At 34.1% G+C, this 24,262-nt stretch carries 20 protein-coding genes and 1 other annotated feature; of the genes, 7 read left to right on the top strand and 13 right to left on the bottom strand.

Annotation, left to right across the window (positions count from 1 at the left end):
- Positions 1 to 32: 32 nt before the first annotated feature.
- Positions 33 to 605, bottom strand: a complete 573-nt coding sequence (locus COC46_RS09430) for a hypothetical protein (RefSeq protein WP_098809460.1) — start codon at positions 603 to 605, stop codon at positions 33 to 35.
- Between the two features lie 266 nt (positions 606 to 871).
- Here COC46_RS09430 and COC46_RS09435 point away from each other — a divergent pair, with 266 nt between their 5' ends.
- Positions 872 to 1,234 carry a group I truncated hemoglobin gene (locus COC46_RS09435; protein WP_098809461.1) on the top strand — a complete coding sequence of 121 codons (363 nt, stop codon included), beginning with the start codon at positions 872 to 874 and terminating at the stop codon, positions 1,232 to 1,234.
- Between the two features lie 233 nt (positions 1,235 to 1,467).
- Here COC46_RS09435 and COC46_RS09440 read toward each other — a convergent pair whose 3' ends face one another.
- Positions 1,468 to 2,388 carry a lipase family protein gene (locus tag COC46_RS09440; protein ID WP_098809462.1) on the bottom strand — a complete coding sequence of 307 codons (921 nt, stop codon included), beginning with the start codon at positions 2,386 to 2,388 and terminating at the stop codon, positions 1,468 to 1,470.
- 191 nt (positions 2,389 to 2,579) lie between these two features.
- On the opposite strand from COC46_RS09440, the gene COC46_RS09445 reads away from it, so the two are divergent.
- Entirely contained in the window at positions 2,580 to 3,065 is a 486-nt protein-coding gene (locus COC46_RS09445) for a CarD family transcriptional regulator (RefSeq protein ID WP_255294857.1), read from the top strand.
- Between the two features lie 354 nt (positions 3,066 to 3,419).
- Here the strand turns inward: COC46_RS09445 and cspD are convergent, their stop codons facing one another.
- Positions 3,420 to 3,620, bottom strand: coding sequence for a cold-shock protein CspD (gene cspD / locus COC46_RS09450; RefSeq protein ID WP_025568675.1), 201 nt, complete (start codon positions 3,618 to 3,620; stop codon positions 3,420 to 3,422).
- Between the two features lie 228 nt (positions 3,621 to 3,848).
- Positions 3,849 to 5,714: a M14 family metallopeptidase gene (locus COC46_RS09455; protein WP_098809463.1), complete on the bottom strand. Its 1,866-nt coding sequence runs from the start codon at positions 5,712 to 5,714 to the stop codon at positions 3,849 to 3,851.
- Positions 5,715 to 6,157: 443 nt separating this feature from the next.
- On the opposite strand from COC46_RS09455, the gene COC46_RS09460 reads away from it, so the two are divergent.
- From COC46_RS09460 to COC46_RS09470, 3 genes are all read left to right on the top strand, one after another.
- The gene (locus COC46_RS09460) at positions 6,158 to 7,789 is read left to right on the top strand and encodes a hypothetical protein (RefSeq protein WP_098809464.1); all 1,632 of its coding nucleotides are present in this window, start codon (positions 6,158 to 6,160) and stop codon (positions 7,787 to 7,789) included.
- Complete coding sequence (locus tag COC46_RS09465; protein ID WP_098809465.1) at positions 7,767 to 10,523, top strand: DEAD/DEAH box helicase; 2,757 nt, start codon at positions 7,767 to 7,769, stop codon at positions 10,521 to 10,523. The genes COC46_RS09460 and COC46_RS09465 overlap by 23 nt, the downstream gene beginning before the upstream one ends.
- Positions 10,524 to 10,587: 64 nt before the next feature.
- Positions 10,588 to 11,139: a GrpB family protein gene (locus COC46_RS09470; RefSeq protein ID WP_369700039.1), complete on the top strand. Its 552-nt coding sequence runs from the start codon at positions 10,588 to 10,590 to the stop codon at positions 11,137 to 11,139.
- 133 nt (positions 11,140 to 11,272) lie between these two features.
- Here COC46_RS09470 and fabZ read toward each other — a convergent pair whose 3' ends face one another.
- On the bottom strand, positions 11,273 to 11,695 hold the full coding sequence (gene fabZ, locus COC46_RS09475; RefSeq protein WP_056469377.1) for a 3-hydroxyacyl-ACP dehydratase FabZ: 423 nt from the start codon (positions 11,693 to 11,695) through the stop codon (positions 11,273 to 11,275).
- A gap of 344 nt (positions 11,696 to 12,039) precedes the next feature.
- Between fabZ and COC46_RS09480 the strand changes: the two genes are divergently transcribed.
- Entirely contained in the window at positions 12,040 to 12,303 is a 264-nt protein-coding gene (locus COC46_RS09480) for a hypothetical protein (protein ID WP_098809466.1), read from the top strand.
- Positions 12,304 to 12,325: 22 nt separating this feature from the next.
- Here the strand turns inward: COC46_RS09480 and COC46_RS09485 are convergent, their stop codons facing one another.
- The 6 genes from COC46_RS09485 to spoIIQ all read right to left on the bottom strand — a co-directional run bounded on the left by COC46_RS09485 (position 12,326) and on the right by spoIIQ (position 19,086).
- Positions 12,326 to 13,438, bottom strand: a complete 1,113-nt coding sequence (locus tag COC46_RS09485) for a GerAB/ArcD/ProY family transporter (RefSeq protein WP_176545112.1) — start codon at positions 13,436 to 13,438, stop codon at positions 12,326 to 12,328.
- A gap of 17 nt (positions 13,439 to 13,455) precedes the next feature.
- The gene (locus COC46_RS09490; RefSeq protein ID WP_176545113.1) at positions 13,456 to 14,640 is read right to left on the bottom strand and encodes a Ger(x)C family spore germination protein; all 1,185 of its coding nucleotides are present in this window, start codon (positions 14,638 to 14,640) and stop codon (positions 13,456 to 13,458) included.
- A 2-nt stretch (positions 14,641 to 14,642) separates the two neighbouring features.
- The gene (locus COC46_RS09495) at positions 14,643 to 16,166 is read right to left on the bottom strand and encodes a spore germination protein (RefSeq protein ID WP_255294858.1); all 1,524 of its coding nucleotides are present in this window, start codon (positions 16,164 to 16,166) and stop codon (positions 14,643 to 14,645) included.
- Positions 16,167 to 16,579: 413 nt separating this feature from the next.
- A complete protein-coding gene (gene mreB, locus COC46_RS09500) occupies positions 16,580 to 17,581 on the bottom strand; it encodes a rod shape-determining protein (RefSeq protein ID WP_098809470.1) in 1,002 nt (333 codons plus the stop codon).
- A gap of 158 nt (positions 17,582 to 17,739) precedes the next feature.
- Positions 17,740 to 18,009 (bottom strand): sporulation transcriptional regulator SpoIIID, encoded by a 270-nt coding sequence (gene spoIIID, locus COC46_RS09505; RefSeq protein ID WP_025569002.1) that lies wholly within the window; start codon positions 18,007 to 18,009, stop codon positions 17,740 to 17,742.
- A gap of 279 nt (positions 18,010 to 18,288) precedes the next feature.
- Complete coding sequence (spoIIQ, locus tag COC46_RS09510; RefSeq protein WP_176545114.1) at positions 18,289 to 19,086, bottom strand: stage II sporulation protein SpoIIQ; 798 nt, start codon at positions 19,084 to 19,086, stop codon at positions 18,289 to 18,291.
- A 335-nt stretch (positions 19,087 to 19,421) separates the two neighbouring features.
- Positions 19,422 to 19,718 (top strand) — a binding site (T-box leader).
- Between the two features lie 50 nt (positions 19,719 to 19,768).
- Here spoIIQ and COC46_RS09515 point away from each other — a divergent pair.
- Positions 19,769 to 21,388, top strand: coding sequence for a peptide ABC transporter substrate-binding protein (locus COC46_RS09515; protein WP_098809472.1), 1,620 nt, complete (start codon positions 19,769 to 19,771; stop codon positions 21,386 to 21,388).
- 277 nt (positions 21,389 to 21,665) lie between these two features.
- On the opposite strand, the gene spoIID is transcribed toward COC46_RS09515, so the two are convergent.
- Positions 21,666 to 22,679, bottom strand: a complete 1,014-nt coding sequence (gene spoIID / locus COC46_RS09520) for a stage II sporulation protein D (protein ID WP_098809473.1) — start codon at positions 22,677 to 22,679, stop codon at positions 21,666 to 21,668.
- Between the two features lie 277 nt (positions 22,680 to 22,956).
- On the bottom strand, positions 22,957 to 24,261 hold the full coding sequence (murA, locus tag COC46_RS09525) for a UDP-N-acetylglucosamine 1-carboxyvinyltransferase (RefSeq protein WP_098809474.1): 1,305 nt from the start codon (positions 24,259 to 24,261) through the stop codon (positions 22,957 to 22,959).
- Position 24,262 lies beyond the last annotated feature (1 nt).

A 24,262-nucleotide genomic window follows, 5' to 3' on the forward strand; every position in this document is an offset into this window, starting at 1 on the left:
GAGTGTTCTGCACGGTTAGCTAAACACACTTCCTATTCTATCTTATATGATATATCTAAAATTACTCTTGCCGACTGATTATCACGAGTAAATGGTGCCAAACCCTTTCTAAATTCTCCATTAAGAACAAACTCTCGTTCTTTCCCTTTATTTAAGCTCCCTAGTTGAAAAGGACGCCTCGAAAATTCAACTAATGAAATTTTTCCATCTTTATTTAAATCCAGACCTAAAAATTTTAAAGATTTTAATGTATAAAGTTGATCTCCATATTTGATAGATCGAATACAAATATACTGCCCTTCATTTCGACCACTTTTTTGTCGAAGTTGACTATCCAAAGTAATTTTAGCTATGTCTCTATTTCCGATATTCTTTAAGCTATGTTTAATTTCAATGGGTATTCCGTTTTTTTCATTTTGTTTTAAATAGATTAAATCCGTTGTCTTTTTTGTTCCTTTATTTGATAAGTCTAACCGTACGATTGTGTATGGGTCAGTGCTAATAGTGGAAGAAAATTTAAAGTAGGCTAATGAACTAACGAACAAAACTAAAACTCCAAAAATAACAAAGAAAATCCCTAATTGTCTTTGTTTTTTATATCTCATTTTCTCACACCCTACCGATTCATAATCAAATGTACTTTCACTTTTAATTTATTAAACAATATTCATTATATGTCTCAAGGCTGGAAATAAATTAGAAATAATTAGTTCTTTTTTACTTTCAAAAAACAATAAAGATTAATTTTACAATTGCCACAGTGAATACTTTTCAAATCGGAATGAATTTATAAAGCATTTAAAATTCTAGTTATATTTCAACGTTTTAAGGGGAATCTAGTTTTATCTTAATATTGAAAGGAAGCTATTATATGGAACAAACACTTTATGAAAAATACGGTGGAGAAGAAACAGTAGGAAAGGTAGTCGATTATTTTTATGATGAACTTGTCCTAAAAGACGAAACTGTTAATCATTTCTTTGAAAAGACTGATATGGACAAACAACGTCGCCACCAAACAAAATTTATTAGCTTCGCATTAGGTGGACCTAACCAATATACTGGCAAATCCATGTCAAAGGCTCACGAAGGTATGAATATTCAACCTGAACATTTCAATGCAATCGCTACACATCTCCATGATGCACTAGCTCACTTTGGCGTCACCGAATCAGATATTGACCAGGCCATAACAAAGGTAGAGGCATTAAGAGATGATATACAGTATAAGTAAATAAACTATTTAAAAAGCTACTACCGATGAGTGTAGACAAAGTCCATTAAGTTTGATTTTCAGACTGATTGCAAGCGCTTGTCTTTCGAGGCGCGAAGCCTGATGAGGAGCGGAGTTACCCTAAACGGTAATGAGCACCGCAGGCAGACGAAGCAACGAAGAAAGCGAGCGTTTGTCAACAGCCTGAAAGCTACTACCGATGATACTGGTAGTAGCTTTCAAAACAATCTTTATTATTTCCAAAATGCACTTTCAAACTCAACTAGATCATGATATGGATACAGTGGTTTCAATAACCTTGCTTTTGTCCATAAATCTGTTGTTTTTTCTAAAGCTTCTAGTGATTTTTTATAATTCTCATCAACTGTAATATATTTTACATTACCAAGATGCTGGAGCGAGTATCCAGTAATTTGTTTAAAGAAGGTTTTATTAGCATAATCCAATGGGTCACCTTTAACAATATAATTTGTGAATAGTGGTTTATAAGATTTTTGGATTTTTTGTGATTTTGTATGAAGTTTTTTCGAACCATCATCTAATAGTACACCTAATGAGTTAAATGTAACGCCCTGTACAAATAGATGATTTTTCAATTTTTTATCATTTTTAAGTTGATATCCTACAAATTGAGCCAAATATCCCCCAAATGAATGACCAGTAACAAAAACGCTTGATTGACTATTCTCTTTTTTATTTAAAATTGATTTAACCCAGTCATAGGCTTCTTCGGCTTGTTGATCTACAGCAACCGGCGAACCATTTTCTGCGGACTCAAATCGAACTAATCTTTGATAAATATCTTGTAAATTTATATTTTTTAATCCGCTAAATGCAAATAGCAAACTATTATTTTTATTATTTTTTAATACGATTGCCGAAAATCCAATTTTTCCAGAAGTCATTGAAACAAGTCTATAATCACTAAGATTCTTATGAATTTGAGTAAGTAATGGACCAGAGACTCCTTTATGTTCTCTTAAGCTTTTGCCTATTTCTTTACTTAGAAATGCTTCATAAGAAAGCTCAGATGCTGCTAACAATACACCATCAGGAAGTTTTTCTAGCTCTCTTTGCTCTTGTTGGCTACATCCAGTTGTCGTAGTGAAAAAAGTAAGTACTGTAACGATAAAAATAACTACACGAAAATTCATTAGCAACTAAACCTCCTTTCTACAGTCTCTCTTCATATTATGTCCACGACCGTATGACATGTTCATCTATTCCCCCAAAAAGCAAAAAAATATACATAAACTTATTGACAATTTTATTTTACAGATGTTATTATATAAATTTTGATATTTGATTTATTAATGTTATACTATTGTTACAAGAATTTTCGGAGGTGGGTACATTGTTCAAAATTGGCGATCAAATTATTTACCCAATGCAGGGAGCTGCAGTAATTGATTCCATCGAAGAGAAAGTTATACAGGGTGTAACACAACAGTACTACATAATTAACATACCATCCAATAATTTGAAACTGATGGTCCCTCAAGGGAATATGACAAACACGAAAATTCGTTTAGTCGAAGACCATGAACATTTAGCAAATGTGTTAGATGACTTTTCAAATGGTCTTCCCGACGATTCCTTAAATTGGAAACAAAAATATGATTTAAACATGAAAAAATTAAAATCTGGAGAATTACTCGCAGGCGCGCAAGTTGTTCGTGATCTAACGCTCCAAAGTAGGGAAAAACCTTTAAACCCTAGTGAAAGAGAAATGTTAGACATGGCCAAACGAATGTTTGTTGGTGAACTTAGCTTAATTAAAGGCATTACGCAGTTTGAAGCGACCGAATTAATTGATTCTGCATTAAAATAAAATTGGATTTAAGAAAAGAGCTTAATTGAGCTCTTTTTTTGTTGTTTTTTAAAGAAATTGGAAGAATGTTTCTTTGCTAACGCATGACCACTCTTTTTAGAGGTATTTTTTAACCATTTTTCGTTGATTTGATGAATTTTAGTGTGAAATAAAAATTGGATTTGCAGTTTTTTATATTTTTATTTGCAAAAATAACCCTTTTAATTGCAGTTCTTGTTTTTTATTTACGGCTTGGACATTTTCAATTGCATTTTGCCAATTTTTAGTTGCATTCTTCAGCCATTTCCCTAAATAAAAATAAAAAAGACTGCTAACAAATATGTCAGCAGCCTTTTATTCACTCAAATGTGAAAATTATAATTTAACTACGTTTTCAGCTTGAGCGCCACGGTTACCTTGAGTGATCTCAAAGCTTACTTTTTGGCCTTCTTCAAGAGATTTGAAACCGTCGCCTTGGATAGCTGAGAAATGTACGAATACATCGTCTCCACCTTCAACAGCGATGAATCCGAAACCTTTTTCTGCGTTAAACCATTTAACTGTACCTGTGTTCATTGTACGAACCTCCATATATACCTGTTTTTTTACACTTAATGAGTATTGTTAAGAAAAAATACACACATTAGAACAGGATGAAAATTCGTCCCTTTTAACACATGAATTGAATTAACCAATTTCTTATTAAGTATGTCCTTATCGTAACACAAAATGAAATGAAAAACAAATTGTGCACGAAGAATAATTAAAATTAGTCGATTTAATTTAATTATTACATTAATTTTTTTACTTTTCGTTAGCTAATATTAGTCCAACTGGTAAGTTTTTTTTCATAATGCTATTAAAGTAACTATTTGGAACTGGTTTGTTCCCTACATAAGGAGAAATTTCAATTGTAAATCCTGGTCTCTTTTTAGCAGCAACATACCAGTCTTTATATCCTCCGCCTCCGCCTTTTGCGGGAGCAACCAAACTATATCCTGTTTGTTTTGATAATTTTGTAGCAATAGCTTTGTCTCTAGTAAATTGACTGCCTGTTTGATTATAATGCCAGAAAATAATGTTTCCAGATGAGTGATATGCAACAGTATTTTTGAATGAATGTTTATTAGTAAAATCATATAGAGCTTTTGCTTCTGGTTCACTTAGAGCCTTTGTACCCTTATAGTTATCTGGTCCAGGCTTTGATTTATTACCAGGAATTGTGCTCCAGCCTGCTGGATATTGACGGTTTAAATCCACGCCACGTACATTCGCCTTCCAAGCTGTAAAATTTTTGCTTCCTTTATTCAATTTAATAACTTGACTTGGATTTTTCGCACTACTTGCACCTTTTTGTACCAGCATTACACCATCGGGATTAACCATCGGCACAAAATAGATAGACGTTTGTGATAATGTCTTTCTAACATCAAAGCCGTTTATTTTCGTATTTTTTTCATATGCACTTGCATATTGATCAAGCATTTCCATAATAACATTTGTCGTCATGTGCTCACGTGCGTGATGCGAACCGTTAATACTAATTTCTGATTTTCCGGTCCCTAACTTAATAGCATATAAATTTCTACCATCTACTGATTTACCAATCGTTTCTACCTTCGTAAAACCAGGATACCAAGCATTTAACTCTTGTAAATCCAAAGTTAACTTGTCATATGAATAATTGCCACTTGGGTTAACATAGTTATTAATCTTTAGTGAAAGATCAGCTTTTGGAATTAGTCCCTTAATTCCCCCGATTTTTACTACATAATAAGTGGAATAGATTGAATCAATCACTAATTTCTGTTTGGCAGGAACGTTAACCATCGTCGTTTTTGAAGTATTTGGAAAAACAATTTTAGTATTTCGCACTGCTACGCTCGCTGTAATTTTTACAGGTTTAGTTGCAATGTTAGTCACTGGCATTTTATCTTTTGATAAAGGAAGTGTTTTACTTTTATCGATATAAGCAGTTTGATTAGAGTATTGGATCATTAAATTCTGACCCTTTTCACCACTTTTACTAAAAATTGTATTTGCCTTTACTGTTCCTCTATTAACTAATTTTCCACTTTCATTTAATAATAGAGGTGTATCTTTAGTGACTTTAAAAACCGTCGCTGTAGGGTTTATCTCCCAAGGAGTTGCATCCCTAACTTTACTTTTCAAAATAGTTCCTGCATTTTCTTTATAGGTAACATAGTAAAGTTCATTCTCTTCTTTCTCTACTTTTAGCTTTACATTTGCTGGAATTGTTATTGTAGTTGTTCCGCCGGTTGTACCGTCAGCTGTTCTGATAGTTTTTTCGTCAGTTGTTCCAACTGTTGTTCTCCCAGTTGCTCCAACTGTTGTTTCCTTGGTTGTTCCACCTGTTATTCCCTCTGTTGTTCCCTCGGTTGTTCCACCTGTTGTTCCCTCTGTTGCTCCACCTGTTGTTCCCTCGGTTGTTCCATCTGTTGTTCCCTCGGTTGTTCCATCTGTTGTCCCCTCGGTTGTTCCATCAGTTGTTGTTCCGCCGGTTTCAGGATTCTGAATCGTCAAATCTGTAGGTCCAAGCGTTACAACCCATTTTTCCGTTTGTGCTTGTGTAGTTGTTTCTGCAAATACATCTTTAAAGATACTAAACATTAGTACTAAAACAATTAAACTAGTAAAACTTTTTTTCAAATCTTTCACCTCTCCAGTTAGTTAAAAACAATTGTATATATGTAATTAATTGTTTTCCTATTATTGAAAAATTTCATAACAGACGAAAAGCCCCCTTAAAGGGAGCTTATTTTAATTGTCTAGTATATTAATATTTTATTATATTAACCTTTTTTTGCATATTAAATTTGTATTACACACTTACCCATTCCTGTTGTGTTTTTTACTTTTAAATATAGGTATGTTTTTATAGATTTTGGTTGATACTATGAGGATTTTACATATAAATACAATTAATTTGTTGGATAAATAAAATTTGCCTGTTTTTATTTATTCAAAATCTTAATGATGACCTATGAGTAATAATCTCTATTAACTTTCATTTTTTCCCTTTTCGGCTATGTGTATCTTATTTGTTTAGGGTATAATTACCAATAAGAATGTTTCGAGTTAGGAGGCAGCGAATGCTTCAGCGTGATTTAAATAAAGATATTATTTATGAATTATCATATTCACTTTTTTCAAAGCTTTCTCCCCAAAATTCAAGGGATGCGGAGCTTGTTGAAGCAGGTCTACAATTATATAGACTAGGTCAAGTATATAACGTCTCGGTTCGTGAGGGTCGGCTTGTTGGTGTTGTAGAAGAGGGCGACCAAATTCATTTGCCGATTTTACATATTGAAAACCATGATCAAAATGGATGTGATTGCTACGAGGCTCCTCCTTGCCAGCATCAAATTGCACTATTGTGTTATGCTGCCGCTTCATTTTCTTTGGTTGGAGATATTATGAGGAAGTTTAAACAGTCATCTTTAAAAAAGATCCCGAATATCATGACTGGTCGTCAATTACTTGATCAAATGAATTTGTTTGAACAAGACTTACCAAGAGAGACAGTTGCTTTATTTGAGCAAAAGTATAAAGAGTATATTGAACAACAACGAACTTCATTTTATCAAGATGTTTATTTTGTTTATCCATTATATGAACGGTTCTATCATGGATTATTGAATCAACAACCTCGTCAAGAAAAAGAAAAGCTACAGTACCAGTTACTTGCCTCAATTTTTACAATGAATAAAATGGTTGGGCAAATAGAGATTCAAAGCACAGTTTATGACAATGCGCATTTACCGCGTGAAATGACAATGCTAGAAAATCAAATTGAAGCAGTTAGTAGGCAATTACATAATCTGACTGGTGGCTCAGTTTCTACTCAGTATGAAGAAGTTCTTCGTGAGCAGTTACAAGCTTTGTTATTAGAGAGAAACCTTTGTTTAATTCCTCGATATAACTCTTTTCGACATGTTTATAAAGAGCTATTAAATAATCCAAAGATTTTATATAAGGATTTGGAAACTTTATCAAAAGGAGAAGATAATTATTACGCAGATCTAGGAAGGGCTCATCTATATTTCTTATTGAAAGAAGATGAAGCAATGCTGTCTATTATTAAGCAATACAGCATTAATGAGCGTACTCTGTATAGCTTCACTTACTGGATTGAAGGTCTTCGAAAAAACAATGAAACTGATCGTTTGACAGCATTTTTGCCTTTTTATTATGAAATGCTTTTATACTTTTTAAAAAATGGTGATGATGAATATGCAAAAACTACTTTTGCGAAACATTTCCTTACTAATTATGAGTACAATAGTTTTTACACTAATCAAACAGCGGGGCTGGAGGTAGTTTATCAAACATTGCTTCCATATAGTGTGACCCAATACACCGACTATTTAATACATAATCGAGAATACAAACGATGGGCCGAATTGCAAATGTACTTATATTCATACAATCCTGATTATATTGATAAGCATGATCTTCAAGAAGTACATAAGCATTCACCCCAATCTGTATTACCTATTTACCATCACCTAGTACTTTATTACATCGAACTAAAAGGTCGAGTAAACTATAAAATAGCTGTTCGTTATTTAAAGAAACTAAGAACAAATTATAAAAAATTAAAACGTATAAATGAGTGGGAAGATTATATTCAGTATATTGAAGCTCAGTTTATTCGTTTACGTGCACTTCAAGAGGAATTAAAGAAAGGAAAATTAGTCAATGAAGCGACTAGCAAATCTTAGTATTGCCGTAAAATGGGTAGAGCGAAGAGGATTGCTCATTTATGGAATGCAAAGTCACGGTGTCATTTTACCGGTAAGTGCATGGAAGCATCTAGTGTTTCAATGGCATGAACCTTCATATTATGGGACATTATTGCAACCGACCCGTGTCGGCCAGATTGAAGGAATTCTTTTAACTCCAATCGAAGCACTTACTTTTTTTAAAGAACATCAAGAAAATTCATTAGTAGAAATTACGTATTTAGATGAAGCAAATGAGTTTCATGCGATCATCTCAAGGTTATATGAAGATTTTAAAGAAGGTCATGTTTCTCCAAGTTTTGCTCATTATCAGAATGGAGAAGAGTTATGGAAAATTGATGGATTTGACCAATTAGAACCAACCGTACAGGAATTGGTTTCTTCTGCAATCAAGCAGCAGTTTGAAATTGACACATTTCATTCTAAACGTTGGGATATTGCTAGGGGCTTGTATCACAATCCAAGTTACATAAAACAGCAACTCACACATAGTATTGATGAAGACGATTGGCATGTGAAAATAGGACTTAGAGATGATGATGTTCCGTTCTCAATTAGACTAGTACTTGAAGAACCGATGAGTGAACATGATGATTGGCATTTACGTACATATTTAATTGATGAGCGAAAAACGATAAAACCTTACGAATATACCGGACATGAATCACTACAAAAGAAGCATACTTCATATGCTGAGTATTTGGATCGAACATTTCAAGGTGTTGGATTACTAGTACCAAATTTAATCGACGATGATAAGCCAAGGCAAGTATTAAGTGAACAAGAAGCTTGGACATTTCTAACAGAGGATAGTGAAAAAGTACTTTCTGCAAATATCCAGGTTCTTTTACCAAGCTGGTGGCAAGCTTTAAAACAAAATAAAATGACCTTAAAGGCAAGTGTAAAAGGTAAGCCTGCTGGTACTTCATTTTTTAATATGGAAACATTAGTTGATTTCAATTGGCGAATATCTACAAATGGAATGGAGTTATCCGAACAACAATTCCAACAATTCGTTGAAAATCAAAGACGTTTAATTCAATTTAATGGTCAGTGGATTGCATTAGATCCTGCTTTTATTGCACGTATGAAGAAAATGATGGCAAAGGCTGAAAAACAAGGACTTAGATTTCATGAAGTTCTTCAACATGAACTACTACAAGGATCTGAAAAACCTGAGGATGAACACTCACCATTTGCTGAGGTTGAAATTGAAGTTGACGATGTGTTCCGAGAATTAACAAAACGATTAACATCCATTTCAGAAGTTCCCGAGCTTAACGCCCCTCACGGTTTACAAGCAACTTTACGTGCATATCAGCAAAAAGGATTTGAATGGTTAGTTCATTTAAAAAATATGGGGTTTGGTGCATTACTTGCTGACGATATGGGACTTGGAAAAACAATTCAATCAATCTGTTACTTGGCTTATCGTAAAGAAAATGAAGAAAAGCCTGGAGCATCATTGATTGTCTGCCCTACTTCTGTTATCAACAACTGGAAGCGAGAAATTGAGTTATTTTATCCCGACTTAACTGTCCATGTTCACTATGGGGGGAATCGCTTAAAAGGAGAAGATTTATTTTCAGTAGTAAGAGATGTCGATATAGTCATAACTTCCTATGCTTTAAGCGTGTTAGACTATGAAGACCTCAAGCAATATGTTTGGAAAAGTATCATCCTAGATGAAGCTCAAAACATTAAAAATCCAACAACAAAGCAATCTCGCGCCGTTCGAGGATTGAAAGCGGAGCACCGTATTGCTCTTACAGGTACACCAATGGAAAACCGCTTAACAGAGCTTTGGACTATATTTGATTTCATTAATAGAGGATATCTTGGCTCGCTGAACCGTTTTGCTAGTAATTATGTAAACCCTATTGAGAAGGATCGAGATGAAGAAAAAATAAATGCTGTCCATCGTCTAATTTCACCATTCTTACTAAGACGGACAAAGCAAGACGAAGATGTCGCATTAAACCTTCCACCAAAGCAAGAACAAAAAATGCTTTGTCCTTTATCAGTTGAACAAGCTGCATTATACGAACAAGTTGTTCAAGACAGCTTAAAACAGATCGATACACTATCAGGTATTGAACGTCGTGGCCGTATCCTGTGGATGTTAAATAAATTAAAACAAATTTGTGATCATCCTTCTTTATTCTTAAAGGAATCACAGCTTGTTGAATTCGAAGACCGCTCAAGTAAGGTTGAACGACTATTCGAGTTAATAGACCCAATACTTGAACAAAAGGAAAGCTGTCTAATCTTTACTCAATATGTTCGAATGGGTGATATGCTAAAAGAAGCAATCCAAGCAAAATTTGGTGAAGAAGTTTTATTTTTAAACGGTAGTGTTCCTAAAAATGCTCGCGATAACATGATTTCTCGCTTTCAAAACGGTGATGTAAAAGTATTTATTCTTTCACTCAAAGCCGGAGGTACAGGATTAAACTTAACAGCAGCAAATCACGTTATGCACTTTGACCGCTGGTGGAACCCGGCTGTTGAAAATCAAGCAACTGACCGAGCATATAGAATCGGACAAACCAAGTTCGTACAAGTTCATAAATTTGTTACGATTGGAACGCTAGAGGAAAAAATAGATGAAATGCTTCAACGGAAACAATCACTTAACGATACAATTATTACGAGCGAACAATGGATTACTGAATTATCGATGGATGAACTTGTTGAGTTGTTGGGTGTTTAATATGCATTGTAAATGGGATTATGTAAGAATAATCCCATTTACTATTTATTTTGGGGGTTAGAATATGAGTGGAATGAACGTAATTGTTAAAAACCATGATGTAAATTGGGAAATTTTATTTCAAAATGAAGCTAACAGTATACGAGAAATCTTAAAAGACGAACTCGTAGAGATTTATCACATCGGAAGTACATCCGTGCCAAATTTAAAAGCTAAACCGATTATCGATATGTTACCGGTTGTTAAAAACATCGAAAATATAGACAAGTATAACGATAAATTGGCTGAGATTGGTTTTGAGGGTCTTGGGGAGTATGGTCTTCCAGGTAGAAGATACTTCCGAAAAGGTGGAGAAAATCGTACCCACCAAATGCATATGTATCAGTTTGATAATAAAAAGGAAATTGAAAGACATCTAGCAGTTCCAGCTTATTTAAGAGCGCATGAGAACGAGATGAAAGCATATGGAGAATTAAAAGCCCAGCTAGCAGAAAAATTCCCAACAGATATTAATGGATATATGGATGGAAAAGATGCTTTTGTGAAGGAAGTAGAACGCAAAGCAATTGAGTGGAGAAAAGTAAATAAAGATTACTATCATTTAGGTATGAAATAAATTGAGCAAGGTTGATTTGGGGTCATTATTTAGTCCACAAATACACATTTAATTGCACTTTCACCATCCAAAGTAATTTCATAATCTTCATAAAAAAATCCTATTTTTAAAATAGGATTTTTACAGACTATGTTTATTTAAGTGCAAATGTAAGTTCAGCTTCACAAGCAATTTGTCCGTCAACTGTTGCTACTGCTTTACCTTTTCCAATTGGTCCACGCATTTTCACTAGTTCAACTTCTAGTCTTAGCTGGTCACCAGGTACTACTTGTCTTTTGAAACGGCAATTATCGATACCTGCAAATAATGCTAGTTTTCCTTTATTTTGCTCTAGGCTTAAAGCTGCAACTCCTCCAACTTGTGCTAGTGCTTCTACAATTAGTACTCCCGGCATTACAGGGTAGTCAGGGAAGTGACCATTAAAAAACTCTTCGTTAGCCGTTACGTTTTTAATGCCAATCGCACGTTTACCTTCTTCATGCTCGATGATACGATCAACTAACAAAAATGGATAGCGATGAGGAAGAATTTCTTTAATTGCTTTAATATCTAACATATTATGTAGACCTCCTAATTTGTTAAATTCATTATGCTAATAAAAAAGAAGCAAGTCTTAAGACCAGCTTCTATGCTCTATAAAGATAATACTATCTTATTTTGTAAGTTAACGCAAACCCTTAGTGAAACCGCTCATTTGATGTACCAGTGTTACTATAAAATAGTTTCAATAGTCAGTTTCAGGGAATTCGTTCATCGATTGCTAAAGAATTGACTATTCGTTACTTAGTTTCCCTGAGAAATCTTAAAGAAATTTTTTGAAATTTCTCTAATTTTTTGCATAATCACCGCCATCATATACCAAAATAATTGTACTTAATCATAATAAATGGGGTGCTGGCATTGAAGGTGTTTTTGGTATTTCTTTGTTTATTTATACTAGAAATGTGTTTACTGGAAGGGATTGATCTATATAATGGAGATCATTTTCCTCACTTACTAATGAATATAAAACTTAGCAAAACAGAACTTGTAGGCGAAGATTATGTTTTGATATTCTTATTTACAGTACCATTCGGCGTTGCAAAAATCGGCTTACAATATATGGAAAACCTTAAAAAGAAACGAAATCAGGAACAAAATGCAGGGCAAAATACTTCTAATTAAGACAAAAGAGAATGCAGAATTTCTAAGCTGCATTCTCTTTTGTTTTTACTTTTTTTTGTATCAATGCGATGACTAACAGAACAAGAGGAATGACGATTTGGAGAGGTATGTGTAAAAAATAAGGTACAATGTCTAATCCTTCTTTATAATGTTCTAAATAGTCAGGTGCCATCCAAACGGAACTAATTAATATAATCGCAGCAATTGGATACGTAAGTGTATCAGATTTTTTTACATCAAATAGTTCTCCCGCTCCAACAATAGCACAAGTGAAAAAAACCGTTATCTTAATAAATCCTCCTACAGCGATTACAATAACAATGATTGAATCAAGTCTTTGAATAAAATCGGCAATATTTATATAACTAATAGAGGTTAACACAGGATAAGTAGATCTTTCCATCGTATCTGCGCCTAAAATACAAATATTTATCATTGTGATCACCGTTAAAACCAAACCTGCAAAGATTAATCCCGGAATGCCTACCTTCCAAGCATATTCTGCTTTCTTTAAATAAGGCAATAGCATTGTGAATGTTACCATTTCACCAAAGGGAAATGTAACAGTCAAAGGATAAGCTTCTTTTAGGACAGTTTTCCAGCCCGACTCTAGTACAGGTCTTAGATTATCAGTTTTTATTAGATCTCCTATTACTTCAAAACCTATAATCGTTGTGATAATCATGATGATTACGATAAACAGAAACTCACATACTCTACCGAATACTTCATAGCCTTTAAAAATTGCATACATAACTAAAAACATAAATAAAATACCGATCGAGATAAGAGAAGAGGCATTGTAAAGTGTAATCACCATTAATTCTTCAAAGTCTCTAAGAACTCGTGCTGCAATATAAATAAAATAGACTATATAAATCATAGCTAGTATTTTGCCCATGAACTTTCCTAAAATAGACTGAGCATATTTTGTAAGTGGTAATTCTGGATACAGTTCAAATAATTTTATATAAACACAAAATAATAGGCATCCAGTGGCCAATGCTATTAATACACTAATCCATGCATCCTGCATTGCTCCAGATGCAAGTCCTACTAACGTAGCACTCCCCATCTCAAATAAAAATATGATACTAAAGAATTGGAAGGCACCAATTGATAATTTTCGATTCATTAGCATTCCCTTCTTTTCTAAAATGGATAGGCTTTTTTCCTCATACCTACATTATTTATTTGGACATCAACATCAATTTTCACTTTTGCTTTTGCAAATTGTTTATTCCAATTTTTCTCATATTTTTTAAATACCTTTGGATCTGATAAATGTAATTTTTCGCCGAATCCAAAAATATCTGCCCCGTATCCTTGTGCTTTTTTAATTCCTTTTTCTAGCGTACTCTTTATTTCTTTCTCACTTAGTTTTTCATATTTTTTTAATGTTTTTGCTTTATCGAAATTATCATTGCAAAGTACTTCATCAATAATTCCAATCGCTTTTACATTTAAGTGAATAATTGGTACTTTATTTTTCATTTTAATCTTCGTGTCTGTTTTCACCCTAGTGAGTTCCATCGAATCAAATTCGTTTTTGTTGTTGCATTTTACTTGTACATTTGTTTCCTTAATTACGTTATCAACTATTTGTACCGATTTAGCTGGCGCACCATCTAACCACCCAACTAGCTTTCCTTTTTTTATAACACCTAGTCCGTTAATCATGTTATAAGACGATTTCACTTTTGAAAAATTATCAAGTGTTTCAGATATTTCACTGTATTGTTCTAAAGTAGCACCATTAATGACAGGCTCTCTACCACTACTTGAAAGGGCTGAGATTACTTGTCGCATTTGGATTTCTTGATTTTCTCCTAAAAGAGAGGACGTATTGTTAATTTTCCCTACGATCGACTTAGCTGGTATTTTATCAAGTGCCGGTAAATTATTCATTATTTTATAGACACTATCGTCCCTTGCAATAATGACTGGAATATTAACGCGTATTTTGGAATCCCTCTCAAATACATCAAATATATAGTTCATTGATTTATCTCTTGCTAAGTTTTCACCAATAACAACGAGCGCCACATGAGAGTAAATATTTGATCGAGACACTTTTTTTGTAACATTTCGAGCTGCCTCTGAAATTGTTCTTCCTTTATCTTCTAGAGAAATAATTGGCGTACCTATTGAACCAGTCATGCTAGCAATTGCACTTGGATTGATGATTTGAAGGATCATATTGTATTGATTTTCATCAGGTAAATAATCGACGCCCATTGCCACCACAATCGATAAACTGTTTAATTCTTTATAATTTGAACATCCCACTAAAAGTAAATTTGTAATAAGAATTAAGATTATACATTTTCTTTTCATACTCATTCCCCACTAGTTTGTTCTTTAATGCTTTTTGTATTTCCTTGACTAGGTACAACTAGAATAGTATCTTTCTGACTTTTTAAACGGAATGGAGCAAATGGTGCAAAGTATGGCTCACCAAAAGAACGCAAGCTACACATATGTAATAAAATAATTAAACCACCAATCAACAATCCAAATAAGCCAATATAAGCTGCTGCTATTAATAAGGAAAATCTAAGGATCCTAGCAGAAATTGACATGTTGTAATAAGGGATTGTAAAGCTAGCAATCGCTGTAATTGATACGATGATTACCATTGATGACGATACAAATCCTGCTTGTACCGCTGCTTGCCCTAAGATTAAGGCTCCTACAATTGAAAGCGCCTGTCCAACCGCCCTTGGCATTCGAATTCCGGCCTCGCGTAATACCTCGAAAGCTAGTTCCATTCCAATAGCTTCAACAATCGCTGGTAAAGGTACACCTTCACGTTGGGAAGCCAAACTCACTAATAATACCGTTGGAATAACAGCCTGATGAAATGAAGTAATCGCAATGAAAATCCCAGGTGCAAATAAAGCGGTCCAAAAGGACATATAACGAAGCATTCTTAAAAAAGTACCAATATAAGAGCTCTGATAATAATCCTCTGGAGATTGAAAGAACTGCGTAAATGTAGCTGGTAAAATCAAAACAAATGGTGTTCCAGCTGTGAAAATTGCAACCCGACCTTCCAGTAAATTACCTACTACAGCATCTGGTCTCTCTGAATTAATCATTGTAGGGAAAATTGTCTTTTGATCGTTTTGAATATAGTTTTCGATATAGCTCGATTCTAAAATTTCATCAGCATTAATGGCTTCTAAACGATGTTTTACTTCTTTTAGTAGCTCCTCATCTACAATGCCTTTTATATACATTATTTCTACATCAGTTCTCGTTACTTCGCCTATTTTCATTGACTCAATTCGTAACGCTGGATGCTGAATTCTATTACGGATTAGTGAAGTATTCGTACGTAAGCTTTCTGTGAAGCTATCCTTTGGACCTCTAATTACGGTTTGTGTTGAGGGCTCTGAAATACTTCTAGATTGCACCATTTTTGTACATGCAACTAAGAAATTACTATCATGGTCTAAAAGGACAATCGTATCTCCAATTAGTAAACCTGATAATAGATTTGTATAGCTTGATTGTGATTTTAAACTTGAGACAGCAATTACGCTTTTTAGTCCATTCTCTAAATCTGTCAATGACAGTGTTGTATTTTTTTCTTCATTAATTTGAAGGATTTTGGAAATGATTCCATCATTGACTAATTTCTCATTTGAAATTCCGTCAATATGAATCGTCGCAAAGGAATACTCCATGCCTTCCCCAAGTGTTTCATGACGAATGATAAGATCCGAACTATCACCAAAATCATCTTTAATTCTTTTTATATTATCTAAGATATCCTTACTTAGAGAACGTGATATATTACTTTGAAATGGTATTTTTTTATTTGTAGCTGCACTATTGGTTTCTTTGTAGTTAAACACTTTTACCACCACCCCATAATCATGGCTTAATATTCTTATACTTTTTCCAAAATATTTCATTTAATGTATTGTTTTCTAAGTGTTTTATGAAACAAAAAAAAAGCTGTCTTATAAAGACGCCTAATTTCACTTTTAATATAAGCATATTTTAGTTTACACTCTAGGTACTTTGCCTATGGTGGAAGGGGTGTTAGTCCTCATAACTTTTAAATACTTCCGTCAAAAGAGTTTCAGAATTTTGGTTCATCTAATTTTCAACTTATTATTAGGATTTACTAATAAGCTGAGGAATTTGATTTACTGGCTTTCGACCGATTGAGTAATAGTGACTTTACAAAACTTAAACATTTACTTTCAAAGAATAATACAGAGACAAAAAAAAATCCCAAGCTTTACGCTTGAGATTTAGATTTTTATTTTAAATAACGGCTCGGAATCTTATCAATGTTTTCTAACATGATCCCAGTACCAACTGCAACACATTGCATTGGGTCTTCAGCGATAAATACAGGTACTTTTAACTCTTCTGCAAGTAAAGTATCTATTCCATGAAGTAACGCTCCGCCCCCAGTTAGAATAACTCCACGATCAATAATATCAGCTGATAATTCAGGTGGTGTACGTTCTAGTACTGTTTTTGCAGCTTGTACAATTAAGTAAACTGGTTCATTTAATGCTCTTTGAACTTCATCAGATTGTACAGTAATTGTGCGAGGTAATCCAGTTACCATATCACGTCCACGGATATCGATTGATTCATTTCTAGCACCAGGGAAAACAGTACCTACTTCAATTTTAATTTGCTCTGCAGTACGTTCTCCAATAAGCAATTTGTATTCACGCTTGATATAGTTTAAAATCTCCATATCAAACTTGTCCCCTGCCATTTTAATTGAAGAGGCGGTGACGATATCTCCCATCGATAAGACTGCGACATCGGTTGTCCCACCGCCAATATCAATTACCATGTTACCACTTGGTTGGAATATATCCATTCCAGCTCCAATTGCAGCAACCTTTGGCTCTTCTTCAAGATAAACTTGTTTACCACCGCTCTTTTCAGCAGCTTCACGAATTGCTTTTTGTTCAACAGATGTGATGTTTGTTGGACAACAAATCAAAATACGCGGTTTTGACATAAAACCTTTTACATCTAATTTATTTATAAAATGACGTAGCATTGCTTCAGTAATATCAAAGTCAGCAATTACACCATCTTTTAATGGGCGAATTGCAACGATATTACCAGGTGTACGACCTACCATGCGGCTTGCTTCTTCCCCTACTGCTAAAACTTTACCGCTACTACGCTCTATTGCAACTACAGAAGGCTCGTTTAATACGATTCCCTTACCTTTAACATGTATTAATACATTGGCTGTACCAAGATCTATTCCGATATCCTTAGAAAACATTCCTTTTGGCTCCTCCTTATTCACTATACTCATGAGCAGTTCCCCGAATACGTTCCATACCAAAATATAATTTTACCATAAACAACTGCTTTTAGTAATTAATTATTTGTGAATAGGAGGTTAAATATTTCTAATTTTGTTTTCAAGGCTCAGAAACATTATTTCGTTACTTTTTCAACGTCTTCTTTTTGATACTTTTGCTTTGTAGCCTCTCCACCGCGTAAGTGACGAATTGATTTGTGATAATCCAATATTTCTTTCACTTCATTTGCCAAATCTGGATTTATTTCCGGAAGGCGTTCTGTTAAATCTTTGTGTACTGTACTTTTTGATACTCCAAACTCTTTAGCTATTACGCGTACTGTTTTCTTCGTCTCCACGATATATTTCCCAATCTTGATCGTTCTCTCTTTGATGTAATCGTGCACACTACTCTCCTCCTCTAAATGGATGTGAGAAGCGTGAAATGAGACTCGTTTTGACTGACTTAGCTGCTTTTTTTCCTGCTCTGACTGACCTGCTGAGTTACATTTATTTTGACTAGGTAGAAAATCCACGATCCCTCACCTCAAACACCTCTTTGATGGGTTTATAACATTGTATTAGAGAAAGTTTCTAACTATGCACAATTATCAGAAAAAAACAAGTGCCCAACACATATGGGGTATGAATCCCGCGTGTTGGGCACTTTGTGAAATGCTTATTTATTATTGCTGAATTTTATTTCCATCTGTATCACTATTAGATGAATCCTCTTCGTTATCATCTGATACACTTCCAGAAGTATTCATAGTGTTAGATTCTTTTGTTTCGCTCTTAGTATTTACAGAGCTAATAATCGATGAAACTTCTTGTCCTTGGTATTTCTCTGGATTAATTGCTACACCATCTTTACGTAATTCGTAGTGAACATGAATGCCATTTTCTTTGCCAATTAAAGCCGTTCCAGCTGTACCAAGAACTTGTCCTTGTGAAACTTTTGTTCCAGGGTCAACACTTACTGATTTTAAGCTTTGATAGTATGAAACTAAACCGTTCCCACTTTCTACTACAACAACATAACCTAACTCAGCATCTTTTTGAGCTTTTGTTACAGTACCACTTAAAGCAGCTGTTACATCAAATTCTTTTCCACTTTTATCAACTAAATCCATTCCAGTGTTGATCGTGAAAGTATTACTATCCGTTTGAATTAAAGATGCTTGTTGCTCATCTTTTGAAGCTGAATCATCATAATAATGACTCTTAACTTGAACTGTTACATCCTTTGAAACAGGGTATGTTAATTTTTCTTCAGGCTGTGAAGCTGGAATTGCATCTGGCTCTCTTGTCGTATCAACTGTAGTTCCAGTTTTTGTTGGAGTTGGAGCATTACTGTATTGATACCATAACGCACCTGTTAATATTACCGCTGCACTCACTAAATAAATTGCTGGTACTACCCAACGCTTTCTTAACATTTTAATAACTTTTTGAGAAGTTTTTTTGTTTTGTTCCTCTCTCATCCTTATCACCTCTGCAATCATTGTCAACAGATTTTGGAAATTATATACGCAATTTAGAAAATTTTAGTTCGACAAAATTCTTATTTTTCCACACAATTTCAAACAAATTCACATTAATCCACAAAAAACTAGATAAATATTAACAAATGAAAGCGATTTATCCACAATTCCACAAAGTTTATACACAATATTTGTGGATAAGTTAATATATCCATTAATGAATTTAAAAAATTATTTTTCTTGCATTTTTCTTTTATACAAAATATAATCACACTACAAGCTTGTACGATGTATTAAAAACTTAAACTTAAAAAATTATTTCAGGTTATTATATATTTTTTGCGATGATGAAGAAGAGTAGATTATATGAAAGTTTCAGAGAGCTGACGGTAGGTGCAAGTCAGTACGGACATATTTTTGAATGGGCTTCTGAGCACCCGAACCGAACCATTTATAAAATGCAGTAGGCTTTGGCGGACGTCTCACCGATAAAAGAGACAGGTATTCAAACTAATGTTTCGATACTGCTTTTTGTCACAAGGTAGTTCAATTCATTTGTTTTGATACTGCAAAGTGAGTCTAAACGGTTTTAGACTAATTAAGGTGGCACCACGGGAGTCCTCGTCCTTTTTATAAGGCGGGGACTCTTTTTTTGTACCCAAAAATAAGGAGAGAAAATAGAATGCTTTTTACTAAGAAAAAATTCGTATCAATGACTATATTACTTACATTGGCCCTAGCAGGATGTGGACAACAATCTAATCAAGCCTCTGGAAAATCAGATGATCATACCCTACATTTAATGGATACTTCAGATATCGTAAGTCTTGATAGTTCACTAGCTTTAGATGGACCATCTTTAAACGCTCTTAATAGTGTTATGGAAGGTCTGTATATGCCTAATGAAAAAGGAGAATATGTTCCTGCAGCCGCTTTATCACATAAAGTTAGTGCTGATGGTAAGGTTTACATATTTACTTTAAGAGATGCTAAATATTCAAACGGAGATCCAGTAACTGCTAAAGATTTTGTTTTTGCAATGAAACGAGCAGTTAATCCAAATACAAAAGCCCAGTTTGCATACGATTTATATGATATTGAAAATGCAAAAGAAATTAACCAAGGAAAGCTAGCTGTGGATAAATTGGGGGTAACTGCATTAGATGATAAAACATTACAAATTAAACTTGAACGTCCTATACCCTATTTCATTCAACTTACAAGTCTACCAATGTACTTCCCATTAAATGAAAAATTCGTTAAAGAACAAGGTCGCAAATATGGTTTAGAAGCTAACACTACTTTATATAACGGTCCTTATGTTGTAAGCAAATGGAATCATGAAGCTGGCTTCACAATGACTAAAAATCCACAATACTATGACAAAAAGAACGTACATGTGAATAAAATTGACGTTAAAATAATGAAGGAAACTACAACTGCTGTTAATCTCTTTGAAACTGGCGAACTTGATCAAGCTATTATTGATTCAAGTGTGATTGATCGCTTTAAAGGAAATAAAGAATTAAATAAATTAGCCATGCCAATAGTGTCTTACATTAGCTTTAATCAAAAGAATCCATTATTAGCAAACAAAAAAATGCGCAAGGCGATTGCAAATGGCTTTAATAAAGAAGATATTAGTACGACACTTTTAAACGATGGATCTCTCCCTACTGATCGAATCATTCCAAAAGGATTAGTAAAAAACTCTAAAGGTGTAGATTTTGTTAAATCAACAACTCATCCTTCTACAGTAAGTCTAGAAGAAGCTGAAACACTATTTAAAGAGGCTTTAACGGAGAGTGGCAAATCAAAAGCTACAATCTCATTACTAGTTAGCGATAGCAATACTTCACGTAAAATCGGTGAATACCTTAAATCACAATTAGAAACAAACTTAAAAGGCTTAACGGTTAATATTATCGTACAACCTGCACAACAAAAATTTGAACTACGTCAGCAAGGAAATTATGATCTTTCTTTAGATACATGGGGTGCAGATTATCCAGACCCAACGACTTACTTAGAACTATTCACATCAAATTCAGCTTTAAATGTATTAAACTTTAAAAATAAACAATATGACGAATTCTTAAAAAAGGCAAATACAATTAGCTTACAAAATGAATCAGAACGCACTCTGCTCCTTCATAATGCAGAAGACCTGTTACTAAATGATGCTGCCATCGCTCCAGTCTACCAAGCTGGATATGTGTACTTACAAAAGCCAAGTGTAAAAAACATTAAAGTACGTCCATTTGTTGGTTATTTTTATTATAAGTATGCTCAAAAGCAGTAAGTATAGGATTTGAAGTTTGAAAATGCAGAGTAATCTTTTTGTATCGTCTGCAAATTAACTTGAATAACTGCAGATTCGTACTGCAATTAAATTAGTGGAGCTGCAATATAAACCTTCAATACAGCAATTAAATAAAGCGAAAATGCAAATAAGTGATTCTATTTAATAAGAAACCACTCTAAGATGGACTATTTTCAGTTCAATTTAGAGTGGTTTTTAAGTTATTTTCTTATATCTTATACAAATAAAAACAGACCCCCTGAGGTCCGTTTTTTAGTCATAGCTTCTCTAATGTGTCATAATCCTTCTTACTAAGCTTTTTTATGTCAACTCCCTTGTAATAATACTTAACGATCTCATCGAATGTTTTTCCTTGCTTTGCAAGTTCATTTGCTCCGTACTGACTCATTCCTACTCCATGGCCAAATCCTCTTGTAGTGATGATGATTTCGTTACCTTTACGTTCCCATGTAAAATCTGTTGATCGTAGGTTTAGTTTTTCTCGAATTTCTTTGCCTGAGCGAGTCTTTTTGCCAAATGCTACTTTTTCTACACGTTTACCTTTAGTTCTTGAAATGACTTTTCCTATGTCTGATTTATTAATTTTAACATTAAGTTTATTTTCAAAATCACTTATGGTGAATGCTTTTTTTGAAATATAGTCAGGTGCAACAGAATCCCATGGGCTTTTTACACTTTTTAAATATGGTACACTACTACTCCAATATTCTTCTGAGTTTTCTGTGTAGCCATTACTTGAAGAGAAGAATGAAGCTGTAATAGGTTGTCCATCGTATGTTAATATTTGTCCTTCGGTGGCTTTTACTGCATTTTCTATTTTTGCTATGTTTACTTCGTATTTAGATCCAAATCTTTTCTTTAAATCATCACGGTCCTGAAAGACTTGGAATTGAACAGTATCATCTACTATTCCGCCTTCTTCGAGTGGCTTACCTTCTTTTAATCTCTTGATAATAAACGTTCTTGCGCTTAAACATTGAGCTTTTAATGCTTCCGGTTCAAATTTTGCTGGCATTTCTGAAGCTACGACTCCTAGTACGTATTCTTCGATTGGTAACTTTTCAACTTTTTGCGTTTTTGTTCTAAAAACCTCAATACTTAGATTGTCATTTTTGTTCGCTGCTGCAACTTGGTTAGCCTTTTTCTGTAGCTGATCAACCAATCTACCATCTGTATGACTATGAAACGGTAGAACAAGCAATGTTGGGATAATAATGACGACTGAGCAAGTAGTTAATCCTGCAGTGATTAATGTTTTAAATGACTTCATATTTTCCTCCTATCCATTTCAAAACAACTTTAAATGACAATTTTCAACTAATTGCCCTTTCTAAAAATAATTTATGTATATGGACAAGCATTTAGAACAATATAGATCGATTTAACATTAGGTTCTTATAACAAATTGTATTATTTTTTTATTATTTTTAGAATATTTTATACGGTTTCTGTCTATAACTGATAGTAGATAGTTGCATGAAAATGCAAAAATGCCTGACTCTATGTGGGGTAACACATAGTGCCAGGCATCTGAATTAGTTTTTAGTTTACGCTTGTAAATCTTTTAGTGTTTCTTCCTCTATTGCTGTGCTTGGTTCGTTTACACGTTCAATGTCCGCTCCAAGTGCAGCAAGCTTTTCATGGAAATTTACATATCCACGATCTAAATGTTTTAACTCAGTAACGCGAGTATATCCATCTACAACAAGACCAGCAAGGATTAGTGATGCAGCAGCACGTAAATCAGTAGCAGCTACTTCTGCTCCTTGAAGATCATTTGGTCCATGAATAATCGTAGAACGACCTTCAATTTTAATATTTGCATTCATGCGACGGAATTCTTCAACGTGCATGAAACGATTTTCGAATACTGTTTCAGTAATCATGCCTGTTCCATTAGCTTTTAATAGAAGTGCCATCATTTGTGATTGCATATCTGTTGGGAAGCCTGGGTGAGGCATTGTTTTGATGTCTACAGGTTTTAAATTGTCTGATCCAATTACACGAAGACCTTCTTCTTCCTCGATAATTGTTACTCCCATTTCACGCATTTTAGCTACAACTGAGCTTAAGTGTTCTGGAACTGCATTTTCAATTAATACATTTCCATTCGTAATTGCTGCTGCAACCATAAATGTTCCAGCTTCAATACGGTCTGGGATAATGTGGTGAGTTGTACCAAATAGTGTTGGTACCCCTTCGATTCGAATAGTACCTGTTCCAGCACCACGAACTTTACCACCCATTGAATTGATGAAGTTTGCTAAGTCAACAATTTCAGGTTCTTTTGCAGCATTTTCAAGAACAGTAGTTCCTTCAGCAAGTGCTGCTGCAGACATGATATTTTCTGTTGCTCCTACACTTGGGAAATCTAAATAGATTTTTGCCCCTTTTAAACGACCGTTTGATTTTGCTTCTACAAAACCATTTCCTACCGTAATTTGAGCTCCCATTGCTTCAAAACCTTTTAAATGTTGTTCAATCGGTCTAGATCCAATTGCACATCCACCTGGTAACGCTACACGTGCATGACCGTTTCTAGCTAATAGTGGTCCCATTACAAGAATAGATGCTCGCATTTTACGAACATATTCAAATGGTGCTTCAACATGTAAATCCTTTGAAGCATCGACTGTTACTGTATTATTTTTGAACTCAACCTCTGTATTCAAATTACGAAGAACTTCGTTAATCGTGTAAACATCAGATAGAGTTGGTACGTCATGAATTATATTTTTTCCTTCACTAGCTAGTAGCGCTGCAGCAAGAACTGGTAAGACAGCATTTTTTGCACCTTCTACACGAACTGTGCCTTGAAGCTGTTTCCCGCCACGGACAATGATTTTATCCAAA

The sequence above is a fragment of the Bacillus sp. AFS041924 genome, assembly GCF_002577195.1.
Classification (GTDB): domain Bacteria; phylum Bacillota; class Bacilli; order Bacillales; family Bacillaceae_G; genus Gottfriedia.